General features: G+C 55.9%; 20 protein-coding genes. 6 read left to right on the top strand and 14 right to left on the bottom strand.

Annotated elements, in window-relative coordinates; all coding sequences use genetic code 11:
• Positions 1–2: 2 nt before the first annotated feature.
• The 6 genes from FX134_RS12645 to FX134_RS12620 all read left to right on the top strand — a co-directional run bounded on the left by FX134_RS12645 (position 3) and on the right by FX134_RS12620 (position 4,085).
• Positions 3–452, top strand: a complete 450-nt coding sequence (locus FX134_RS12645) for an FKBP-type peptidyl-prolyl cis-trans isomerase (RefSeq protein ID WP_232050950.1) — start codon at positions 3–5, stop codon at positions 450–452.
• A 103-nt stretch (positions 453–555) separates the two neighbouring features.
• Complete coding sequence (locus FX134_RS12640) at positions 556–984, top strand: FKBP-type peptidyl-prolyl cis-trans isomerase (protein ID WP_080802595.1); 429 nt, start codon at positions 556–558, stop codon at positions 982–984.
• 67 nt (positions 985–1,051) lie between these two features.
• Positions 1,052–1,915 carry a type IV toxin-antitoxin system AbiEi family antitoxin gene (locus tag FX134_RS12635; protein ID WP_080802592.1) on the top strand — a complete coding sequence of 288 codons (864 nt, stop codon included), beginning with the start codon at positions 1,052–1,054 and terminating at the stop codon, positions 1,913–1,915.
• Positions 1,912–2,877, top strand: coding sequence for a nucleotidyl transferase AbiEii/AbiGii toxin family protein (locus FX134_RS12630; protein WP_172623486.1), 966 nt, complete (start codon positions 1,912–1,914; stop codon positions 2,875–2,877). Before FX134_RS12635 ends, FX134_RS12630 begins: the two co-directional genes overlap by 4 nt.
• Before the next feature lie 27 nt (positions 2,878–2,904).
• On the top strand, positions 2,905–3,540 hold the full coding sequence (locus FX134_RS12625; protein ID WP_080802586.1) for a hypothetical protein: 636 nt from the start codon (positions 2,905–2,907) through the stop codon (positions 3,538–3,540).
• A 104-nt stretch (positions 3,541–3,644) separates the two neighbouring features.
• Entirely contained in the window at positions 3,645–4,085 is a 441-nt protein-coding gene (locus FX134_RS12620) for a hypothetical protein (RefSeq protein ID WP_080802584.1), read from the top strand.
• A gap of 23 nt (positions 4,086–4,108) precedes the next feature.
• On the opposite strand, the gene FX134_RS12615 is transcribed toward FX134_RS12620, so the two are convergent.
• The 14 genes from FX134_RS12615 to FX134_RS12550 all read right to left on the bottom strand — a co-directional run bounded on the left by FX134_RS12615 (position 4,109) and on the right by FX134_RS12550 (position 17,403).
• Positions 4,109–4,342: a hypothetical protein gene (locus FX134_RS12615; RefSeq protein ID WP_172623485.1), complete on the bottom strand. Its 234-nt coding sequence runs from the start codon at positions 4,340–4,342 to the stop codon at positions 4,109–4,111.
• A gap of 377 nt (positions 4,343–4,719) precedes the next feature.
• Positions 4,720–5,931: a nucleotide sugar dehydrogenase gene (locus FX134_RS12610; RefSeq protein WP_232050949.1), complete on the bottom strand. Its 1,212-nt coding sequence runs from the start codon at positions 5,929–5,931 to the stop codon at positions 4,720–4,722.
• Between the two features lie 41 nt (positions 5,932–5,972).
• Positions 5,973–6,368: a serine O-acetyltransferase gene (locus FX134_RS12605; RefSeq protein WP_197735982.1), complete on the bottom strand. Its 396-nt coding sequence runs from the start codon at positions 6,366–6,368 to the stop codon at positions 5,973–5,975.
• A gap of 113 nt (positions 6,369–6,481) precedes the next feature.
• Entirely contained in the window at positions 6,482–7,570 is a 1,089-nt protein-coding gene (locus FX134_RS12600; RefSeq protein WP_080802576.1) for an NAD-dependent epimerase/dehydratase family protein, read from the bottom strand.
• A gap of 41 nt (positions 7,571–7,611) precedes the next feature.
• Entirely contained in the window at positions 7,612–8,352 is a 741-nt protein-coding gene (locus FX134_RS12595; RefSeq protein WP_080802573.1) for a GDSL-type esterase/lipase family protein, read from the bottom strand.
• A complete protein-coding gene (locus FX134_RS12590; protein WP_172623484.1) occupies positions 8,349–9,776 on the bottom strand; it encodes a flippase in 1,428 nt (475 codons plus the stop codon). The genes FX134_RS12595 and FX134_RS12590 overlap by 4 nt, the downstream gene beginning before the upstream one ends.
• A gap of 17 nt (positions 9,777–9,793) precedes the next feature.
• Positions 9,794–10,300 (bottom strand): serine O-acetyltransferase, encoded by a 507-nt coding sequence (locus FX134_RS14980; protein ID WP_080802568.1) that lies wholly within the window; start codon positions 10,298–10,300, stop codon positions 9,794–9,796.
• Positions 10,301–10,636: 336 nt separating this feature from the next.
• The gene (locus FX134_RS12580; RefSeq protein ID WP_172623483.1) at positions 10,637–11,614 is read right to left on the bottom strand and encodes an ATP-grasp fold amidoligase family protein; all 978 of its coding nucleotides are present in this window, start codon (positions 11,612–11,614) and stop codon (positions 10,637–10,639) included.
• Positions 11,615–11,644: 30 nt separating this feature from the next.
• On the bottom strand, positions 11,645–12,760 hold the full coding sequence (locus tag FX134_RS12575; RefSeq protein ID WP_080802560.1) for a glycosyltransferase: 1,116 nt from the start codon (positions 12,758–12,760) through the stop codon (positions 11,645–11,647).
• 16 nt (positions 12,761–12,776) lie between these two features.
• Positions 12,777–13,652, bottom strand: coding sequence for an ATP-grasp fold amidoligase family protein (locus tag FX134_RS12570; protein WP_080802557.1), 876 nt, complete (start codon positions 13,650–13,652; stop codon positions 12,777–12,779).
• A gap of 3 nt (positions 13,653–13,655) precedes the next feature.
• Positions 13,656–14,606, bottom strand: a complete 951-nt coding sequence (locus tag FX134_RS12565) for a glycosyltransferase (protein ID WP_172623482.1) — start codon at positions 14,604–14,606, stop codon at positions 13,656–13,658.
• 131 nt (positions 14,607–14,737) lie between these two features.
• A complete protein-coding gene (locus FX134_RS12560) occupies positions 14,738–15,826 on the bottom strand; it encodes an EpsG family protein (RefSeq protein ID WP_080802549.1) in 1,089 nt (362 codons plus the stop codon).
• Positions 15,827–15,829: 3 nt separating this feature from the next.
• Positions 15,830–16,648, bottom strand: a complete 819-nt coding sequence (locus FX134_RS12555; protein ID WP_080802546.1) for a glycosyltransferase family 2 protein — start codon at positions 16,646–16,648, stop codon at positions 15,830–15,832.
• Positions 16,645–17,403: a sugar transferase gene (locus tag FX134_RS12550; protein ID WP_087881578.1), complete on the bottom strand. Its 759-nt coding sequence runs from the start codon at positions 17,401–17,403 to the stop codon at positions 16,645–16,647. Before FX134_RS12550 ends, FX134_RS12555 begins: the two co-directional genes overlap by 4 nt.
• Positions 17,404–17,635: the final 232 nt, after the last annotated feature.

The raw sequence follows: 17,635 nt of genomic DNA, 5'->3' as shown, positions 1-17,635 counted from the left end.
CCATGGCCGCGCGCAACGAGGGCCGCATGGTGAAGGTGGCGTACCGCGGGCTCTTCGACGATGGGAGCGTGTTCATCGAGCAGGTGGAACCCCCGATCGAGTTCCCGTGCCTGGACGGATGGATGCCGCCGGCGTTCGTGGAGACGGTGCGCGACATGGCCGTAGGCGAGACGCGTCGCGTGCGCGTGGGCGCCGATGCGGCCTACGAGGCGCGCACCGAGGAGCGCGTGATGGAGGTGGAGCGGGCGAAGATCCCCGCGAGCGTGCCATTGGAAGTGGGCACCGTGATGCACCTGGAGGCGCCCGACGGGCGGACGTGCCCCGCGCGGCTCGTGGAGCTGGACGAGGAGCGAGCGGTGTTCGACCTGAACCACGAGGCCGTGGGGCGGGCGCTGAACTTCGAGATCACGCTGCTGGACGTGAGCGACCTGCCGGGCCGGACGTGTGGTTGACGGACTTGTGGCGACTTGGAGCAAGTTGGCCGCGAGCGAGCGGGCGGGCGGGGCGCTCGGGTAGACTGGGGGCATCGTTTTCCCAATGAAAAGGAGCTCCTCAATGAGCAACGAAGGCAAGAAGGTCAAGGTCCACTACACGGGAACGCTTGACGACGGCTCGAAGTTCGACTCCTCGGTCGACCGCGGCGAGCCCATCGAGTTCACGTGCATGGCCGGCCAGATGATCCCCGGCTTCGACAACGCCGTGAAGGACATGGCGCAGGGCGAGACGAAGACCGTGCGCATCCCCGCCGCCGAGGCCTACGGCGAGCGCGATGAGGGCATGGTGCAGAAGGTGCCGGTGGACCAGATCCCCAACGGCGACCAGCTTCCCGTGGGGCAGACCATCTACATGATGGGCCAGGGCGGCCAGCCCTTCCCCGTGTTCGTGCGCTCCATCGAGGACGGCGTCGCGACGTTCGACATGAACCACGAACTGGCGGGCCAGGATTTGACGTTCGAGATCACGCTGGTCGAGGTTGCGGGCTAGCGAGCGCGAGCTTGCCGCATGTTGAGAGCCGCCCCCGGGGAGCGCCGGGGGCGGCTTTTTTGTTGCAATGGCCTTTCGTGATCATGTCAAATATTATATACTAGTTACAGATATGGTAACTAACTATGGACATATGACACGAAATATCTCGACGCGAATGGCACCCGTGCTCGAACGCCTTGAGCTTGAACGCCCGGAGCTCGTGACCGCCTCCTATCTCGCCTCCATTCTGGAGGAGGCGGGCATCAAATCGCCGGCCAAGGTGGTGGCGGCAAGGCTCCGCGACAGAGGATGGCTCCTCGAGACCGGGCAGCGGGGCGTTTGGGAGTTCGCTCCCGCAGAGGTCGCGGGGCCCTACTCGAGCTTCGATCCACTCTTGCCGTTCGCATCGATGAAAGCCGCGCACCCTGAGGCCGAATGCGCGCTCACCATGCAGACCGCAGCTTGGGCGCTCGGGGTGGCCGACCGCGTTCCCGCACGCATCGAGGCCGCCTTCGCCGACGGCATCCCTACATGGAAAACGCCCAGCGGGGTTCGCGCCCTGTCGTTTCGCTCCAACCTGCCCCTCGCAACGGCCAAAGGATCTCCCTGCCTCGCCCCTGAGGCCATCGTCGTCCACATGGCAGCAAAACCCAGCGCCGTGAGGTCGTGGAGCGGCGCGCTTGAATGGCTTCCCGACGTGACCTGCGAAATGAACGTCGACAAGGCGATCGAGGAGCTCGGAGGACGCCCCTCCTCCGTCGCAGCTCGCACCGGCTACCTTCTGCAGGGTATGAGGCCGGACATCGCGGAGGCCATCCGCAAGGCATATCCCCCGTCGGCGAAAAACCGCTTCGGCCCGCGAGGCGCCGCAGTGCGAAACGACGAGCGGTGGAAGATATCGGACACGCTGCTCCCCTTCGACCCGGCAGAATTGGAGGATGCGAGATGACCGCGAACATCCGGATAGGACACGTCGCGCGACATACGCCGGCGAATGCGGGAGCACAGGGCAGGGAGGCAGCCGTCGTGGACATCGCGCAGGATCTTCTGCTGCGCCACCTGCACTCTTGCGGCTTGCTGGACAGCCTCGCCATAAAAGGCGGAACGGCTATCAGAAAGCTCTACGCGGGACGCGAGGGCCGATTCTCCCTCGATCTCGACTTCGCCGTTGCAGACGCGAGCATCGATCCTGACGAGGCTGCGCTCGCCTTCGTGACAGAGGTCGACGGCCTCGAGATCGAACCATTCAAATATGGGGTGAGCGAGCGGCGCGGCAAATGGTCGGTAACGTTCGCCAGCCCATTTGTCGATGCACCAACCCTCGCAACGAAGCTCGACTTCTCACCGTCTCCGTGGATCTTGCCTGCTGAAAGGGATTGGGTTCCCTTGCCTATCCATGCACAATACGGAGAAGATCCGTTGCCGAGAATCAAGACCCTGCGGCTCGAAGAGAACATTTCTGAAAAGATCGCGCGTCTTAATCGGACGACAACGGCACGCGACCTATACGACCTCAGGTGGATCGCATCCACTCCGAGCGTCGAACGCTTCCTGGACAAGGCGCTTATCCGCAAGCTCTCTGTGCTGAAGATATGGGTAGACACCAACGGTATGCATGCGGGCGCAACGCACTGGAAGCCGGGGCATGCTGGGTCGGTTTTCAAACCCGGTCGATGGCTGCGCGATCGATCGGGGGACGACTTCGACGCGGAGGATATCGGCGCATTGGCGGTTCCCGCTCCCTCCGCGAAAGAACTCTCCGACGCCGTGATGACGGCTTATGCCTTCCTTTCTGACCTCGATGATGATGAAGCCGTCGTTGCCAAGTCTGACGCGAGGGATCGGAGCTTGGTCATACGCATGATATCCGAGTTGCCGAGCCCCGCATTCGATCCAAGAACCCTCTTTTAACCGACCCGAACTCGCGAAAGGCACACCATGATCGAACGACGAGAGTTTTTGGCGTGCCACTGGGAGCCGTATCTTCTTTGCGAGCGCGAGTTCCTGACCCTGCTGGATTACGTCGCCTTAAGGCGATCGAACTTCGGAACATGCTCTGAGAAGATCATTCGCCAGCTCCTCATGACATGCGAGTTGTTCGAGTCGATTGCGAAGGCGATGTACGTCTATCCAGAAGAGCCGAGATTCCCCAACTATGCGAGCAGCCTGATTTCCGACAGCTTGTTCGACTCGGAGGCGGTGATCGAAGTCGTTCGCGGAGCGGAGGCGATCGAGCTGAAGCCGTTCTCCGGAATGACGCCGAGCAGCGCTCCGAAGTGGTGGAGCGACCACAACAAGGTCAAACACGATCGCGCTGCGAATTTCGAGTTTGGCTGTTTCGAGAATGCGCTTAAGGCGCTCGCCGGGTTGTATTACGTGAACCTGCTTTTCGCTAAGCGTATCGGAGACTATTGGCATGGCCAGCTGGCAGACCACTCGGATCCGAATTGCCGCGACGTGCCCAACGACATTTCGAAGCTTTTCGAGACTGGCTCTATTACGACAAGACACGATGTTTGCGGATTCGAAAGCTATGCGATGACTGTCGAAGATGTCGATGCCATGTTTCAATAGACGCTCCACATGCGGATCATTGGCCGCATCCCGCTTCTCAAAGGCACGGTGAGCTATGGTAAGATTTCCGCTTACTGGAGACCTTCGGATTGGACGGGGTGTTGATGGACGAATTCGACTACGAAGAGTACGAGCGACGGTGCGAGGTGCGCAGGCAGGAGAACGCGCGCTACCTCGCTTGGTTCGAGGAGTCGCTTGAGAACGCGGGGCTGGCGGAGAAGACTGTCCGCCGACACCTGGAGAACGTCGAGTTCTACCTGAACGTGTTCCTGCTGAGGTGCGAGCCGCTTGAGATGGAGCAGGGCTGCTTCATGGCGGACGAGTTCCTCGGGGACTTCTTCATCCGCAAGTGCATGTGGTCGACGCCGAGCTCAATCAGGTCGAACGCCGCGAGCTTCAAGAAGTTCTACAAGTGCATGCTCGGACACGGCGCCGTCGAGAAGGAGTCTTACGACTGCCTGATCGAGACGATCCGCGAGGACATGGAGTTCTGGACGGAGGACTGCGGGCAGTTCAACTCGGGCGGGGTAAATCCTTTTTGGTAGGATGACGGAAGAAGCGCGGCCCGTCAGGCAGACGGCCGATCCGACTCCGCCTCCTCCCCGCTCGGAACTGGTTCGTCGTGGCTTTTGCCGTTCTTCGATTCGGCGAACATTTTCGCCTGAGGCTCTCCCATAAACCAGACGAGAAACGCATAGGACGCGCCTTTCGCGCGCTTCATGAGATCTTTGACAGCATCCGCCATCTCCCCGTAGTTCATGTTCCTGAACGCAACGAACACGAGCGTGTATGCCTTCTTCAACTTCAACCCGAGCGATTTTGTCGAACACGCCGATCTCGTCCGAAAACACTGCGAGCAAAAGCTCCCCTTTATCTACGTTGAACAGCCGGTACTTGCGCGTCTCGGCGTCAATCACGCCGCTGCAAAACGACAGCCCGCACAGTATGCCGACACAGGACAGACGCTACGATCCACGCCGTCCCTAGCTGTATCGATTCAGGTGCCATAATCCCTCATCACCAGATCAGAACAAGCCTGTCGTCTTCGAAACTGCACGCTGCTAAATCTACGTTCAACGATGCTCCGGATCCGCCAGACCCCGCCTGGGTCACATCTTTACACCCTTCTGAAGCGCAATGCAAAAAAGCCCGTCTCGACTTCGAACGCGTCAGGTTTCGTCAATCCCTCTTGAACAGATCCCGCGTGTACACCTTGTCCGCCACGTCCGCGAGCTCGTCGCTCCAGCGGTTGGCGACTATCACGCCGCAGCGCTCCTTGAAGGACGCGAGGTCGTGCGTCACCTCGGAGCCGAAGAAATCGGGGGCTTCGAGCGTGGGCTCGTAGACCAGCACGGGCACGCCCTTGGCCTTCACGCGCTTCATGACGCCCTGCACCGAACTCGCGCGGAAGTTGTCCGAACCGGTCTTCATGGTGAGGCGGTAGATGCCCACGAGCGGCTCGTCCAGCGCCGAGGCGCGCTCGAGCACCTGGTCGGCCACGAAGTCCTTGCGGGTGCGGTTGGCCTCCACGACCGCCCCCATGATGTTCTGGGGCACGTCGGCGTAGTTCGCGAGCAGCTGCTTGGTATCCTTGGGCAGACAGTAGCCGCCGTAGCCGAAGGAGGGGTTGTTGTAGTGGGAGCCTACGCGGGGGTCCAGGCACACGCCCTCGATGACGCGCGCGGCGTCCAGGCCCCGCGAGCACGCGTAGGTGTCGAGCTCGTTGAAGTAGGCGACCCTCAGCGCGAGGAAGGTGTTGGCGAAGAGCTTCACGGCCTCGGCCTCGGTGGAGCCCATGACGAGGACCGGGGCGTCGTCCTCGGCCCCCTCGGCGAGGAGCCCCGCGAAGCGCCGGGCGGCTTCCATGGACTCGGGGTCCGACTCGTCGGCGCCCACGATGATGCGGGAGGGGTGGAGGTTGTCGTAGAGCGCGCGGCCCTCGCGCAGGAACTCGGGGCTGAACAGGATGCGGGGATCTCCCAGACGCTCGCGCAGCTGCGAGGTGTAGCCCACGGGGACGGTCGACTTGACGACGATCCACGCCCCCGGGCTCGCGGCGCGGATGGCGGCCACGGCCGCCTCCACGCTCGAGGTGTCGAAGAAGTTCCTCGCCGGGTCGTAGTCGGTGGGGGTGGCCACGACGGCGAAGTCGACGCCCGCGTAGCCCGCCTTGGCGTCGAGCGTCGCCGAGAGCGCGAGCGGGCGCTCCCCCGAGGCAGCCTCGGCGAGCGCCTCCTCGATCTCGGCGTCCCTGATGGGGCTCTCCCATCTGGCGAGCGCCTCGACCTTCGCGGGGACGACGTCCACCGCCACGACCTCGTTGCGCCGAGCCAAGAGCACCGCCAGCGACAGCCCCACGTACCCGGTGCCCGCGACCGCTATCCTCATCATCCTTACCTCTTCCGTTATCAAAGTGCTTACTCAAGACCGAGCTAGACGGTCCTGTTGATGTATCCCTCCGTCGCATTCGCCCTCGGAATGATCTTGCAGGGGCTTCCCAAGACGATGCTGTGCGATGGGACGTCGCAGTTCACATAGCTGTTAGGAGCGATCAGCACGTCCGTCCCGATGCTGACGCTACCGACCACCGTGCTGTTCGCGCCTATCCATACACGGTCCCCAATGCGCGGCGCCCCTTTCCTCTTGCCGCGGTTCTCCTGGCCGATGGTCACGCCCTTATGCAGGTTGCAGTTCCTGCCGATGATCGCCGCAGGGTTGACGGTGATGTTGTAGGCGTGGCCGAGATACAGCCCGCCTCCAATGGTCGCAGAGGCGGGGATCTCCAGCCCGTATTTCCGAAGCATGCGCCTGTGTGCGAGCTTCAGCAAGACGCCCCCACCGTCTTGCAGTCTGCGAAGAATCCAGAGAAAGCGAAGCTCATAGCAAGTCAGCACCCCCCCCCCGTCGCCATATCGCCGCCTGTCCTCGCGGAACGTTCCACTCATGCCTCGCCCCGCTTCCCGCGATACCCCTTGTACCAGCAAGCGAACTCGCGCAGCCCGTCCCCGAGGCGCGTCGAGGGCCTGAAGCCGAAGTCCCGCTCGAGCGCCGAGGTGTCCGCGTACGTCACGGGCACGTCGCCCGGCTGCATGGGGACGAGCTCGCGATGAGCCTCGAAGTCGTAATCCTCAGGCAGGATTCCTTCCTCCACCAGCACGCGCTGCAGCGTGTCCACGAAGTTCAGGAGGCTCTCGGGGCTCGAGTTGCCCACGTTGTACACGCGGTGCGCGGCCAGGGGCAGCCCGTCCACGCCCGTCTTCACCTCGGGCGGGTTCTCCATGACGCGCGCCACGGCCTCCACGACGTCCTCGACGTAGGTGAAGTCCCGCATGCAGTCGCCCATGTTGAAGATCTTGATGGACTCGCCGCGCACGAGCTTCTCGGTGAAGCCGAAGTAGGCCATGTCGGGGCGGCCCATGGGGCCGTAGACCGTGAAGAAGCGAAGCCCCGTCGCGGGGATGGAGTAGAGCTTGGAGTAGGCATGGGCCATGAGCTCGTTGGACTTCTTGGTGGCCGCGTAGAGGGACACCGGCGAGTCCACGCGGTCCTCCTCGGAGAAGGGCACCTTCTCGTTGCCGCCGTAGACGGAGGAGGAGGATGCGTACACGAGGTGCTCGACCGGATGGTGCCTACACGCCTCAAGCACGTTGAAGAACCCGACGAGGTTGGAGTCGACGTAGGCGCGCGGGTTCTCGATGGAGTAGCGCACCCCCGCCTGCGCCGCGAGGTTCACGACGACGTCGGGCCGGACCCGCTCGAAGAGCGCCTCGACTGCGGCCTCGTCGGCGAGGTCGCCCCGCACGAACTCGAACCGCCCGCGGGAAAAGCCGTCGGCTCTCGCATCCTCCGCGCTCCCGCCCGCCGCCTCGGCAAGCATCCGCAGCCGCTCCTCCTTTATGGCGACGTCGTAGTAGTCGTTCACGTTGTCGAGCCCGACCACGCGCGCGTCGGTCTTCTCGAGCAGCCGTTTGCACAGGAACGCGCCGATGAAGCCGGCGGCACCGGTCACAAGAACAGCCCCGCACGTCATTTTTTTCAACGTCTCGCCTTCTTTCTCATATCCACGGAAGCTCATTCAATGTATCCCCCGTTCGCCTTTGCCCAGACACGGTAGCCTACGCCACTGATGTGATAGCCGTCCGACGCGAACAACTCGGTATCGGGCACCCCGTCCGCATCGCAGAAGAGGGGATGCAGGTCGACGAACCCGACCCCCTCGCGCCTGTCGCAGATTTGGCGATAAGCCTTGTTCAGCTCCTGTATTTGCTCCGAATACTTCGATGTTCGCGGGAGCACGCTCTCCAGATAGATTTCCGCCTCCGGCAAGTCATCCACGAGCCTCGAGATGACTTCCTCGACGTTTCCAGCTATGGGATTAACGTCATGACCCCTTGCTATATCGTTCGTTCCGATCATGATGAAAACCTTATCCGGATTAGTCGAGGTCACTGTATCAAGCCTGTTGAGAACACCTTCGGACACGTCGCTGCCGATACCGCGGTTGAGGATACGAGCGTCGGGAAAGAGCTCGCCCCATAGGCCGTACATCGTCAGGGAATCGCCCAGCATGACAACGTCCGACTCCTCAACCAGACTCAGATCGCGGGCTTGCGACACGAACGGCTCAAACCAGGTGTTCTCGTCATGTGAAGCCCCCCCCCCGAGCACAGTTCTGATATCGGTGAACTTGTACACGCCGCAAGCCGCCACAACCAGAACCAGAACCGTGTTCAGCACAAGCGAAACGCGAAGGGCCACGCTCTTCGAACCTTCAAGCCGACCTTCTCCGCATCTCCCATTCGCATGCCTCATCGAACCATTCCTTTCTTGGCGCTTTCGCCATCGCGCCTTCCGAGAGTCCTTTCCGCCAAAAACGCCAGCGGCAGATAGACGATCGAACCGACAAGCACCCTGAAGACCACGTCCCCAAGCGGATCTCCAACGCTCGGCACAAAGGCCAGGACAGCCCCCATCGCGGCCCCGATCAACAGGAACACGGAGGCATGCAAGAGATAGCGCGCAAGGGGTATCTCCCCCTTCACCCTCACCACCTGGTAGATCAGCACGGCAGACTCCGCTCCCACGGAGGCGCACGCAGAGCCCACCGCACCGAAGTCGGGTATCAGCAACAGGTTGAGAGCGACGCTCGCCACAGCTCCGCAGACGGCCGACCACAGGAAGACCGAGTCTCGGGCATTCGGGATAAGATACTGGGTTCTGAGAACGTTACCGAAACCGAGCAGCGGGACGGTGGCCGCAAGGATCGCGAGAACGCGAGCGGATTCCTCGAAGCCGGGGCCGTAGAACACCTGCGTGAACGGCGAGGCGATGGCGGGTATGCCGAACGCGGCGAGCGAAGTGAACACCATAACGCCGCGCAACGTTTTATCGGTATGCGAGCTGGCCCTGTCGGCCTCTCCTTTCGATATCAATGCACTCGCCCTTGGCAGCATAACCGTACCGACGGCCCCCACCAGGGCCACCGGGACCGCCGCTATCTTCGCCGCGTTCTCAAAGAAGCCCACCGCCTCGGCACCGGCCATCGAGCCAAGCATGATCTTGCTCAACACATTGTAAGCGCTGATGGCGATGACGGAAACGAAGAGGATCGCATTCGGCCTCAAATGCGGGGTTATCTCCGAAAACCTCGGGAGGTAAAAGTCGACGAAGCGCCTAAGGAACGGCCAAAGCGCCAGCTGCGACACGAGAGACCCACCGCCTATGATGCCGACATACGTATCCACATCGCCCGAGTCTTTGACGAACACAAAAATGAGCACCGTGGTTGCGACCTTCACCACCGTGTTGCGAACCACCGTGAGCCGGAACCTCTCCATTCCGAAGAAAAACCAGTTGATATCGAACAGAGCGGACAGCACGTAGAGACCTTGAAGCAAAGCGACGGTCGCATCGCCTGCAAAGAGGAGGGAGTACCCCAGGTAGCATCCCCCGGCGACCGCGAAACATGCGGCCTGCATCGCGAAAATGGACCAGAAGGCGCGCGACCGCTCGACCCTGTTATCTTGGCAAGCCGCTATGGTGCGGTTGCCGTAGCTATTGAGGCCGAGCATGACGAAATAGACGAAGTACGTGGCAACCGCGTAAGAGTACGAGTAGACCCCGACCCCCTCCGCGCCCACCACACGCGCAAGATAAGGAGCGGTGATCAACGGCAACAGCAGGATCAGCAGCTGATAGGCGAAGTTGTAAGCGATGTTTGTTTTGAGTTTCGTCAATTTTGCTATTGAACCGATCAGTGCAGTTCGTCGTCAGAGGGTGCTCTCATCCTGATCACCCTTGCAGGTATCCCCCCGACTACAGCATTCTCGGGCACGTCGCTCACGACCACCGAATTAGCGCCGATTATCGCCCCATCCCCGATATGAACGCCGCCGATAATCTTAGCGCCTGCGTATATGATCACGCCGTCACCGACGGTAGGAAACTCGTTGCGATTCTGACCCAACGTGACATTTTGGTAAATCGTGCAGTCATCGCCCAGCGTAACCCCAGCGCCGACGACAACTCCGATATAGTGGGGTATCCGAAGGTTCTTTCCAACGCGAGCCCTCGACGCAAACAGAATGGGATACTTTTTCAAGAGTCGTCTGTGCAGCCATAAAGAGTATTGACCGGTGGTTGCTACGATGTGCCTGACCTTGACAAGAACCTTGAATTCAGGGTCTACAGCATACCGGATCAAGGCCTTTGCTGCAGATTTAAAACTAAAGCAATTCTCAAAAAGGACGCTCAAGAACATTCGTTCCTCCTTGCAGCCTCTTCCGAGTAGACAAATAGATGGGTTGCGAGGCGCAGCCCAAGCCTCTTATTGAAGCTATACGCCATAGCATTCGCTTTTTTCACGAATTCCCCAATTGATGGAATTGACACAATGGGCGTGAAGTATCCTCGCCCCGACACCGCTGCGGAACGCTATTCTTTGAGGAAGGAGGAAAGACATCTGCCCAACGTGAAAATGAGCCAGTCTGTACGGGTTGCTCTTAAAACGACTCAAGGCGTCGTGCGGAACCAAAGAAGTCTTTTCGCTCAACAGGCACTCGGTATATTTTTACCCCCGTACGACAGGATCTCGTCATCACAAAAGCACTTCTCTTGAGTTTCGTGCAAAAATTGCAAGGTCTATCCACTCGCCCAGCTCACACTCTGCCGCGAATGGCTGAAACTGAGCAAATCCTCCCCATGGAAAGAACGTGAGCTCCCCCACTAGAACGATGTCATGACTGATAAAGAGATCCACCCTGAGAAACGGAATGCCCTTGCTCAATTCTTTTGCAATGAGGAGCATTTCATCTAGCTGCTTGGGCTTGCGATGAACGCTCTCGCAAGCCTCGTAACCGCATGTGATTTCAAGGGGATCCCAGCTGCAGCTATAATAATCATTGCAGCGCTTGGAAGGATCGGTCTTGTCCCCATGACAAAAAGCAATGAGCTTGGGCTCACCGTTGAAGCAGAGGAAATCGTACTCGTCAATACCCTCCCACCCATCTGCCGAATCATCAATTTTTGAATCAAAATCGTCGAGAAACTTTTCAGCAAAAACCAACGGCTTCACATCCCTATAGGGCCATTCCCTACCTCCATAGTAATAGTTTTTGGCGAGATGCCTTCCGAGCTCCACCTTTGCGCTCTCTAAATCGAAAGTCGCCTTGTCGGTGCAGATGACTACTCCGCCGCAGTCATGGTTTGTCTTCAGCACGAACTTGTCTGGCAAGCCGAGAAGATCTATACACTCAGGCGAATCCCAAACAGCCAGGTTGGGTACGACGTGCTCGAAACCTACTTTTGAAGCAATAAACTCTTTGGCACGATACTTGTCCACCATTAAGGTATAGAGAGGATTGCGATTATGAAGCTTGAGCCATTGGAGCTTCTCGCTAAAAGTTCGAGGATTGTCAAGATCGAGTTTCCTCCCGAAAATGATGCGGTAACTCAACTGCAGGTGAATTCCGTCAGGAACAAAGCGAGTAAAGCCCTTTGAGGTAGCAAGCAGATATATCTGCGAAGGCTTACAGATGTATTTCAATAATTTGCTGGCAATTTCTTTGATTGTCAAAATGCCCCTCATCTAGCGTATGTGGAAATCTCAAATACTTTTCGAACAATTACTATCCATGTTTCTTTCTATAACCCTTACCATCTCGCCAAATACCAAGTCAGGAGTATAGTTTCGAGAACGATTAAGGCAGTTCATTCTCATTGCCTCAATTTCCACCTCTCCGAACAAAAGCTTCTCCAATGTCTCGAGAAGCAACTCTGGTTTATCGATATCGTAACCAAAACCAGTAACACCGTCCTCAAGCATCTCCGAGTAATGAAGCCATTTACTAGCAACAATCGGCACGCCCGCCGAAAGGGCGTCGATTATCGTGCCCGGCATGCCCTCTCTAGCCCATTTAGTGGGAAAAAGCAGCGCATAATAATCCTTGATCACCTCGACGGATGACTCTGGAGCAACGACTCCCTTGTATTTGGCATAGGGGCAACTTTTTAACGCAAACTCGAACTCATCTTTATAAGCATCGTCAATAGGCCCATAAATATCTAGAGTTGCGAAAGCGGAATCGGATGCGCCGGAAGAACCGTCATGCCGTAAGGAGAATCCCGCTTTTTCATTAAGCTGCGTTATGGCCAACAACGCTTCGCTGATTCCTTTTTTCTCTGTTACTCGACTAAAAGTGCACATTCGATAGGGAGGATGCTCGCTGAACTCCATTTGTTTCACTTCATTCAAACTAACAGGGTGCAGTGTTTTGAAGTTCGGTAGATATTTTGCGTTTGCCAATCCGAGACGAGTCAAGCGTTCTTCTAGCTTTCGGCTTTCAACCCAGTTAACTGCAAAAGAATTCAGATACCTCACATATCGGGGATTTCGCTCGAGCTCGTCAGCGAGCCTGCCTCCAATGAGATTATGGTAGATTCTCTTTTTCATGGTTCTCGCAGCAACGCTCAGGACGGGAAAGAAAACCTTTCGTCCATTCGAAGAAAGGAGGACGATCATATCATCGCAGGCAAAAAGGCAGGAAATGAGATCGGCAATTACCGAAAAGGGCCTCAGCCTGTACTGCCTGGTATCAACACACTTAACAGCCGATGCCCCATACCTGTCTACAAGCAACTTGTAAATGGTTCGCGTCTTAATCGTCTGGCCGTCAAATAGCGTTTCCTCAGGGTCGATGCAACCAATCAATCCTATTGTCATCCTCTTGCTCACTTTCTCAGCTCACCAAAGACGAAATGACAAGTTTTTCCCCTTGTTCTTTTAGAAATTCATCCGTAAAGTACGGCAGAACACCTGAAGCGGGAGTGAAAGTCAATTCTCCAAAATATACGCGCCCCCGAGTTTCGTATAAATCAACCCTTACGAAGTCGAAATCCTCGCTTAGCTTTCTCGATATGCGAACCATCTCATCCAGATTTTCAGGCTTATCAACTTCTGCGGTTAAAGTTCCAGAGGCCAATCCGTCGATTTTTCGCCAATTCAAATCATATAGACCGAGCTTTAATTCCGTAGAGCGATCACAGCACGTTAAAATGAATTCCGGGCTACCATTTATGCAATGTATTTTGTAGTCGACTATTTCGTCTGGCGGGGCTATCAAGTTTTCGCAAATAACACCGCGTTTGATTTTGCGATAATGAGGCTCGAAATATGCACCAACATAGTCTGAGCATAACCAAGTTTTTGCAAGCGAGAAAAGCTCTTCGTTTTTCGTATTGGCCATATCAAGACAAATATGGTTCATTTTGCAACCATGTGTCGCTTTCATTATGAATTGATTTGGGAGACCATCAAAGCTAATATCCGCCTCAGAAAACCACGGATCCGCGCATAGAGGAATCAAGTACTGTCCCATCTCTTTAATCTTGAGATAGTCTCTAACTAGATACTTGTCAGTGCAATCAACTTTAAGACTACTTTGCTCATTGAGCTCAAGCCAGGTGATTTTATCCGCCAAAGATACCGGACGATCCAAATTGAGCCTCCTGCCAAAACGAATTCGAGCATCCATTCGTTTTGCATATGCTTCACCATTTTTAGCGCATACATACTGATAGAAGCAGCAATAGAGTTTTTCAAATACCTCAGTCATGTCTTAGCATCCATATACTAGAAATTGTTCCCATGTGTTCAATATCTCAAGCTGGTGTTTTTCGCAAGCAATGCTTTTTCCTTCGCATGAGAGCGCCTCTGCAAGTTTTCGATCAACTGCTACCGCCATCATCGCTTCCGCTAACGCCCTTCGATTTCCACGCTCAACAAGCAGTCCGCGTCTCCCTTCTCCTGTTAGCAACCTAGCTCCCCCACCAAGGCAGTCGGTTGCAACGCAAGGGATCCCCATCGCCATTGCCTCCATAAGCGAATTTTGCATTCCTTCAAAATCAGAAGAGCTCACAAACATGGCCGCATCGCGTATTTCCGAATGAACATCATCGGAGTATGGATGCAACTTGACTTTGTCCTCCAGCTGCAAGGAATTGATATGCTGCTGCAGCTCAAAGCGCAGCGAGCCATCTCCGAATATGTCCAAACAATAGCCTGGCACTTTTTCGTGAAAAAGATTGAATGCGTCAATAAGGAGCCTCAGATTCTTTTGCGGCTCGAGACGCGCTGCGGTGACTATTCTTTTACTGCAAGGGCCACCATATTCCGGCAACGCAGTCACCAGAGGATTCGGTATAACTTTAGATTTACTTACGATATCAGTCGGGAAAAGCTGTTGAACTTCTTCGGTTTGGAACACTACCCGCGATGCTCGCTCATAATTCTTAACGCACTTTCGAAATTCTCTTTCAGAATAAATACAAGGCGGATAATTCCGCTCGGATGCAACGGTTTGGACTTGCATTCCGCGAGTAACCGCCAGTACGTATTTCATGGGGCGGCCAAGAGCAACAACTATGTCGGGATCAAACTCCGATAGAGCTTTTTTAATCAAATGTAGCCTTTTAAGTATATTGATATGCTTTTGGCCGCATGGCTGGCAACCGTACATCTTTACGCCCTGGCTCAATTCATAAGAACAATGATCTTCGTCTATAGACACGGCGCCCGAACGGTAGCCTTTAGCGTAGAAGTGGTTGCAGAGAATAGACGTAACCCTCTCCGCACCGCCACCTCCAAATTTATTAGCTACGAATAATATTTTCATTGGCATTCAGATTGGCATTCATAGAGCTAAAAAATCGGTCCAAATATTGAAATGTACGGATCGAGAATTGTTCCATATATCTGGTACGCAAGGAAAGGCAAAAGTAAGCAGATCGCACCCATTTTGCCTAAAACAGCTATTCGTGGATCAACCTGCCTTAAACAGACTGGAATAAGAAGGCTGACAAATATCCAAAGATATTCATCAGCTCGCGCCAGAACTTCATTATTTAGCGACACCGAGCAAAAGAGGAGACTTGCAGCTACTCCACACAATGAAAGGTTCGCATTAAATTCTTCAGCCATTTTATCTACATCGAACAGAAGCAGGATCGCAACGAAGATCACTATATGCAAAGTGATGAGATTGCTCCATGAGAAGCTTAATGTAAGCCCCGCTTTTCCAAATACGCCGAGAATCATTTTCAGAACTTCTGGCAGCACAAAAGCGGAAAGCGCACATAACACAACGAACGCAACAAAAATATACGTGAGCTTCCTCTTTGTCATTTTGATCCTAGAAAGCGGATAAAGCAAAGCCGCCAATAGAACGGCCCTATGAAACATCATCGCCAAAAGTATAACCAACATGAATTTGATGGGTTTTCGCTTGACGATATAGACGATGCCGAATAGAAAAATCGATAAAGCGAGCGTCTGTCTTAATATTGAAATCGAGTACCAAAGAAAATTCATGGTACTCAAAATGAACAGAGTAAACCAAGGCGTATCAGAATAACGCAAAGAAAAGTAGCAGAACGAGAACGATGTAACTGCCGCTAGAAGTACAATTAATCCGTGATAGCTAAATCCAAAAGAAGCAAATAGCCAATTTAAAACGACCCATCCGTTTTCGAAGTCGTATGGGTATATCAAATTCGCGTTGTCGAAAATATTGGGATTAAGAGCACCCAGCATTTGAGAAAAAGTGAGGCTTGAGATATATCTGTATCCCGCAGCATAAATCTCAAAGTCGGGCCCATACGATTCGCTTCGAAGGGCAAGAAGCAAAAACAGCTGAATGCCGATAAGCGTTACGCAAACCTTCTTGCTTTTGCTTGATACAATAGGGCCGTAGATTGCAATCAGAGCAGCGTTTATAAGCAGAACATACATTGTCTAATCAACTTTCAATGCGCCACTTTTATTGAAATTCAATTCGAGCAGCTTGTCCACGCCATAACCAACGGATTTGGTTAGTGCCCAAATGACAAAGGCCATTGCCGCTGACGCAATGGAAAGATGCTCTATTTCTCGATAGAGATGCCACTGCCATTTTGGAAGATTGCGTTTGCCGGACGATAGACTACCCTCGCGCACCCGATAATTGGCAACAACTTCCCGAAGACCGTAAACCCTTACGTCATTATCCCGAAGGATGCTTAACCATAATGCGTAATCATTTCGCTTCTTAATGCTGGGTGCGTAGCATTTCCCAAGCATCCGCTGACTATAAATGGCCGTGGAATTCCCTATCGAATCTCCTAGATATAGCAGTCTATGGTACCCAACGCTTCTCGGCGGCCTCTTTACGACACCTTTGCTTGCCCCATCTTCAGAAATAACCGCATACGACGCACAGCTGAATGCGCAGGAATTCTCTTTCATAAATTGAACCTGCATTGAAAGCTTTTCGGGAAGCCAAATGTCATCGCTATCAAGAAATGCAATGTATTCCCCCTGCGCAAGGGAAATCCCCTTATTCCTTGCGTTGCTTGCTCCTGTGTTTTCGGCTAACTCTACTAGACGGATTTTCGAACTCGCGGAACAAAAAGTTTTGGCAATCTCTGCCGAGTTATCGGATGAGCAATCATCGACAACTATCAATTCCCAATTCGGATAGCTTTGCGATAGCACGGATTCAATTGATTCGCTGATATAGGCTTCGCAGTTGTAATTAGGCATAATCACTGAAACAAGGTCGGCGATAGTGTTCATTTTGAATCCCTATCAACGCCCCGCCGGCTCACCACAACGGCCAGCGTCCGGAAGAACACCCGCGCGTCGAAGGCCAGGCTCATGTTGGCCACGTACTCGCCGTCCAGGAACGCCTTCTCCTCGTCGGTGACCAGGTTGCGGCCATTGACCTGGGCCCATCCCGTGAGGCCCGGGCGCACGGCCTCGGCGTTGAGCGGGATGCGCAGATCGATCAGGCGCCGCTCGCGGATGATCACGGGGCGCGGCCCGACCACCGACATGTCGCCCTTGAGGATGTTCGCGAGCTGCGGCAGCTCGTCCAAGGACCACCGCCTGAGGAAGTCGCCCACGGGCGTCATGAACGCGGCCTTGTCCTCGAAGTCCTGAGCGGGCATGTCCGGCGGGGTTTCCAAGAGCATCGTGCGGAACTTCCAGCACTCGAAGCGCCCTCCCGCGCGCCCCCACCGCTCCTGGCGGAAGAGCACGGGCCCCGGCGAGGTGGCCTTCACCGCGACGGCGCAGGCCAGAAGGACGGGCGAGAGCGCGACGATGGCGAGCGCCGCGCAGGCTATGTCGAGCACGCGCTTCGCATGGGCGTAGGACCTGCTCGGGATGCGCGAGAGGGGGAGCCGCACCGACATGCCGGGATGCAGACGCTCTGCGAGCTGCGCCCACTCGCTCTGCGCTTCGGAGCGCACGTGCTCAGATGTCACAGCGGCTTCGACGACAAAGGCCTCGTCCCCGTCGACCGTCATTGCGTTCTCTTCGACGGTCATGCGGCTGCCCTCTTTTGGCGAGGTTTGCGGCGGTTGGGGCGCACGGTTACTCCGTCGGGCTCGACGGAGCGGGCTGGGACGTGCGAGAGGCTGCGATCAACGCCCCCCCCCCCCGTCGGCAGCGTATGCCGGGAGGTTTGTGGCTGACGCCATGCGGGATCCTTCGACTCCGCGCTGTGCGCTCCGCTCAGGATGACAAGGGGGAGCGCTTATCGCTCGCTCAGGATGACAG

The sequence above is a fragment of the Arabiibacter massiliensis genome, from assembly GCF_902386925.1.
GTDB classification, from domain to species: domain Bacteria; phylum Actinomycetota; class Coriobacteriia; order Coriobacteriales; family Eggerthellaceae; genus Arabiibacter; species Arabiibacter massiliensis.
This window is presented reverse-complemented; position numbering and strand designations above follow the sequence as displayed.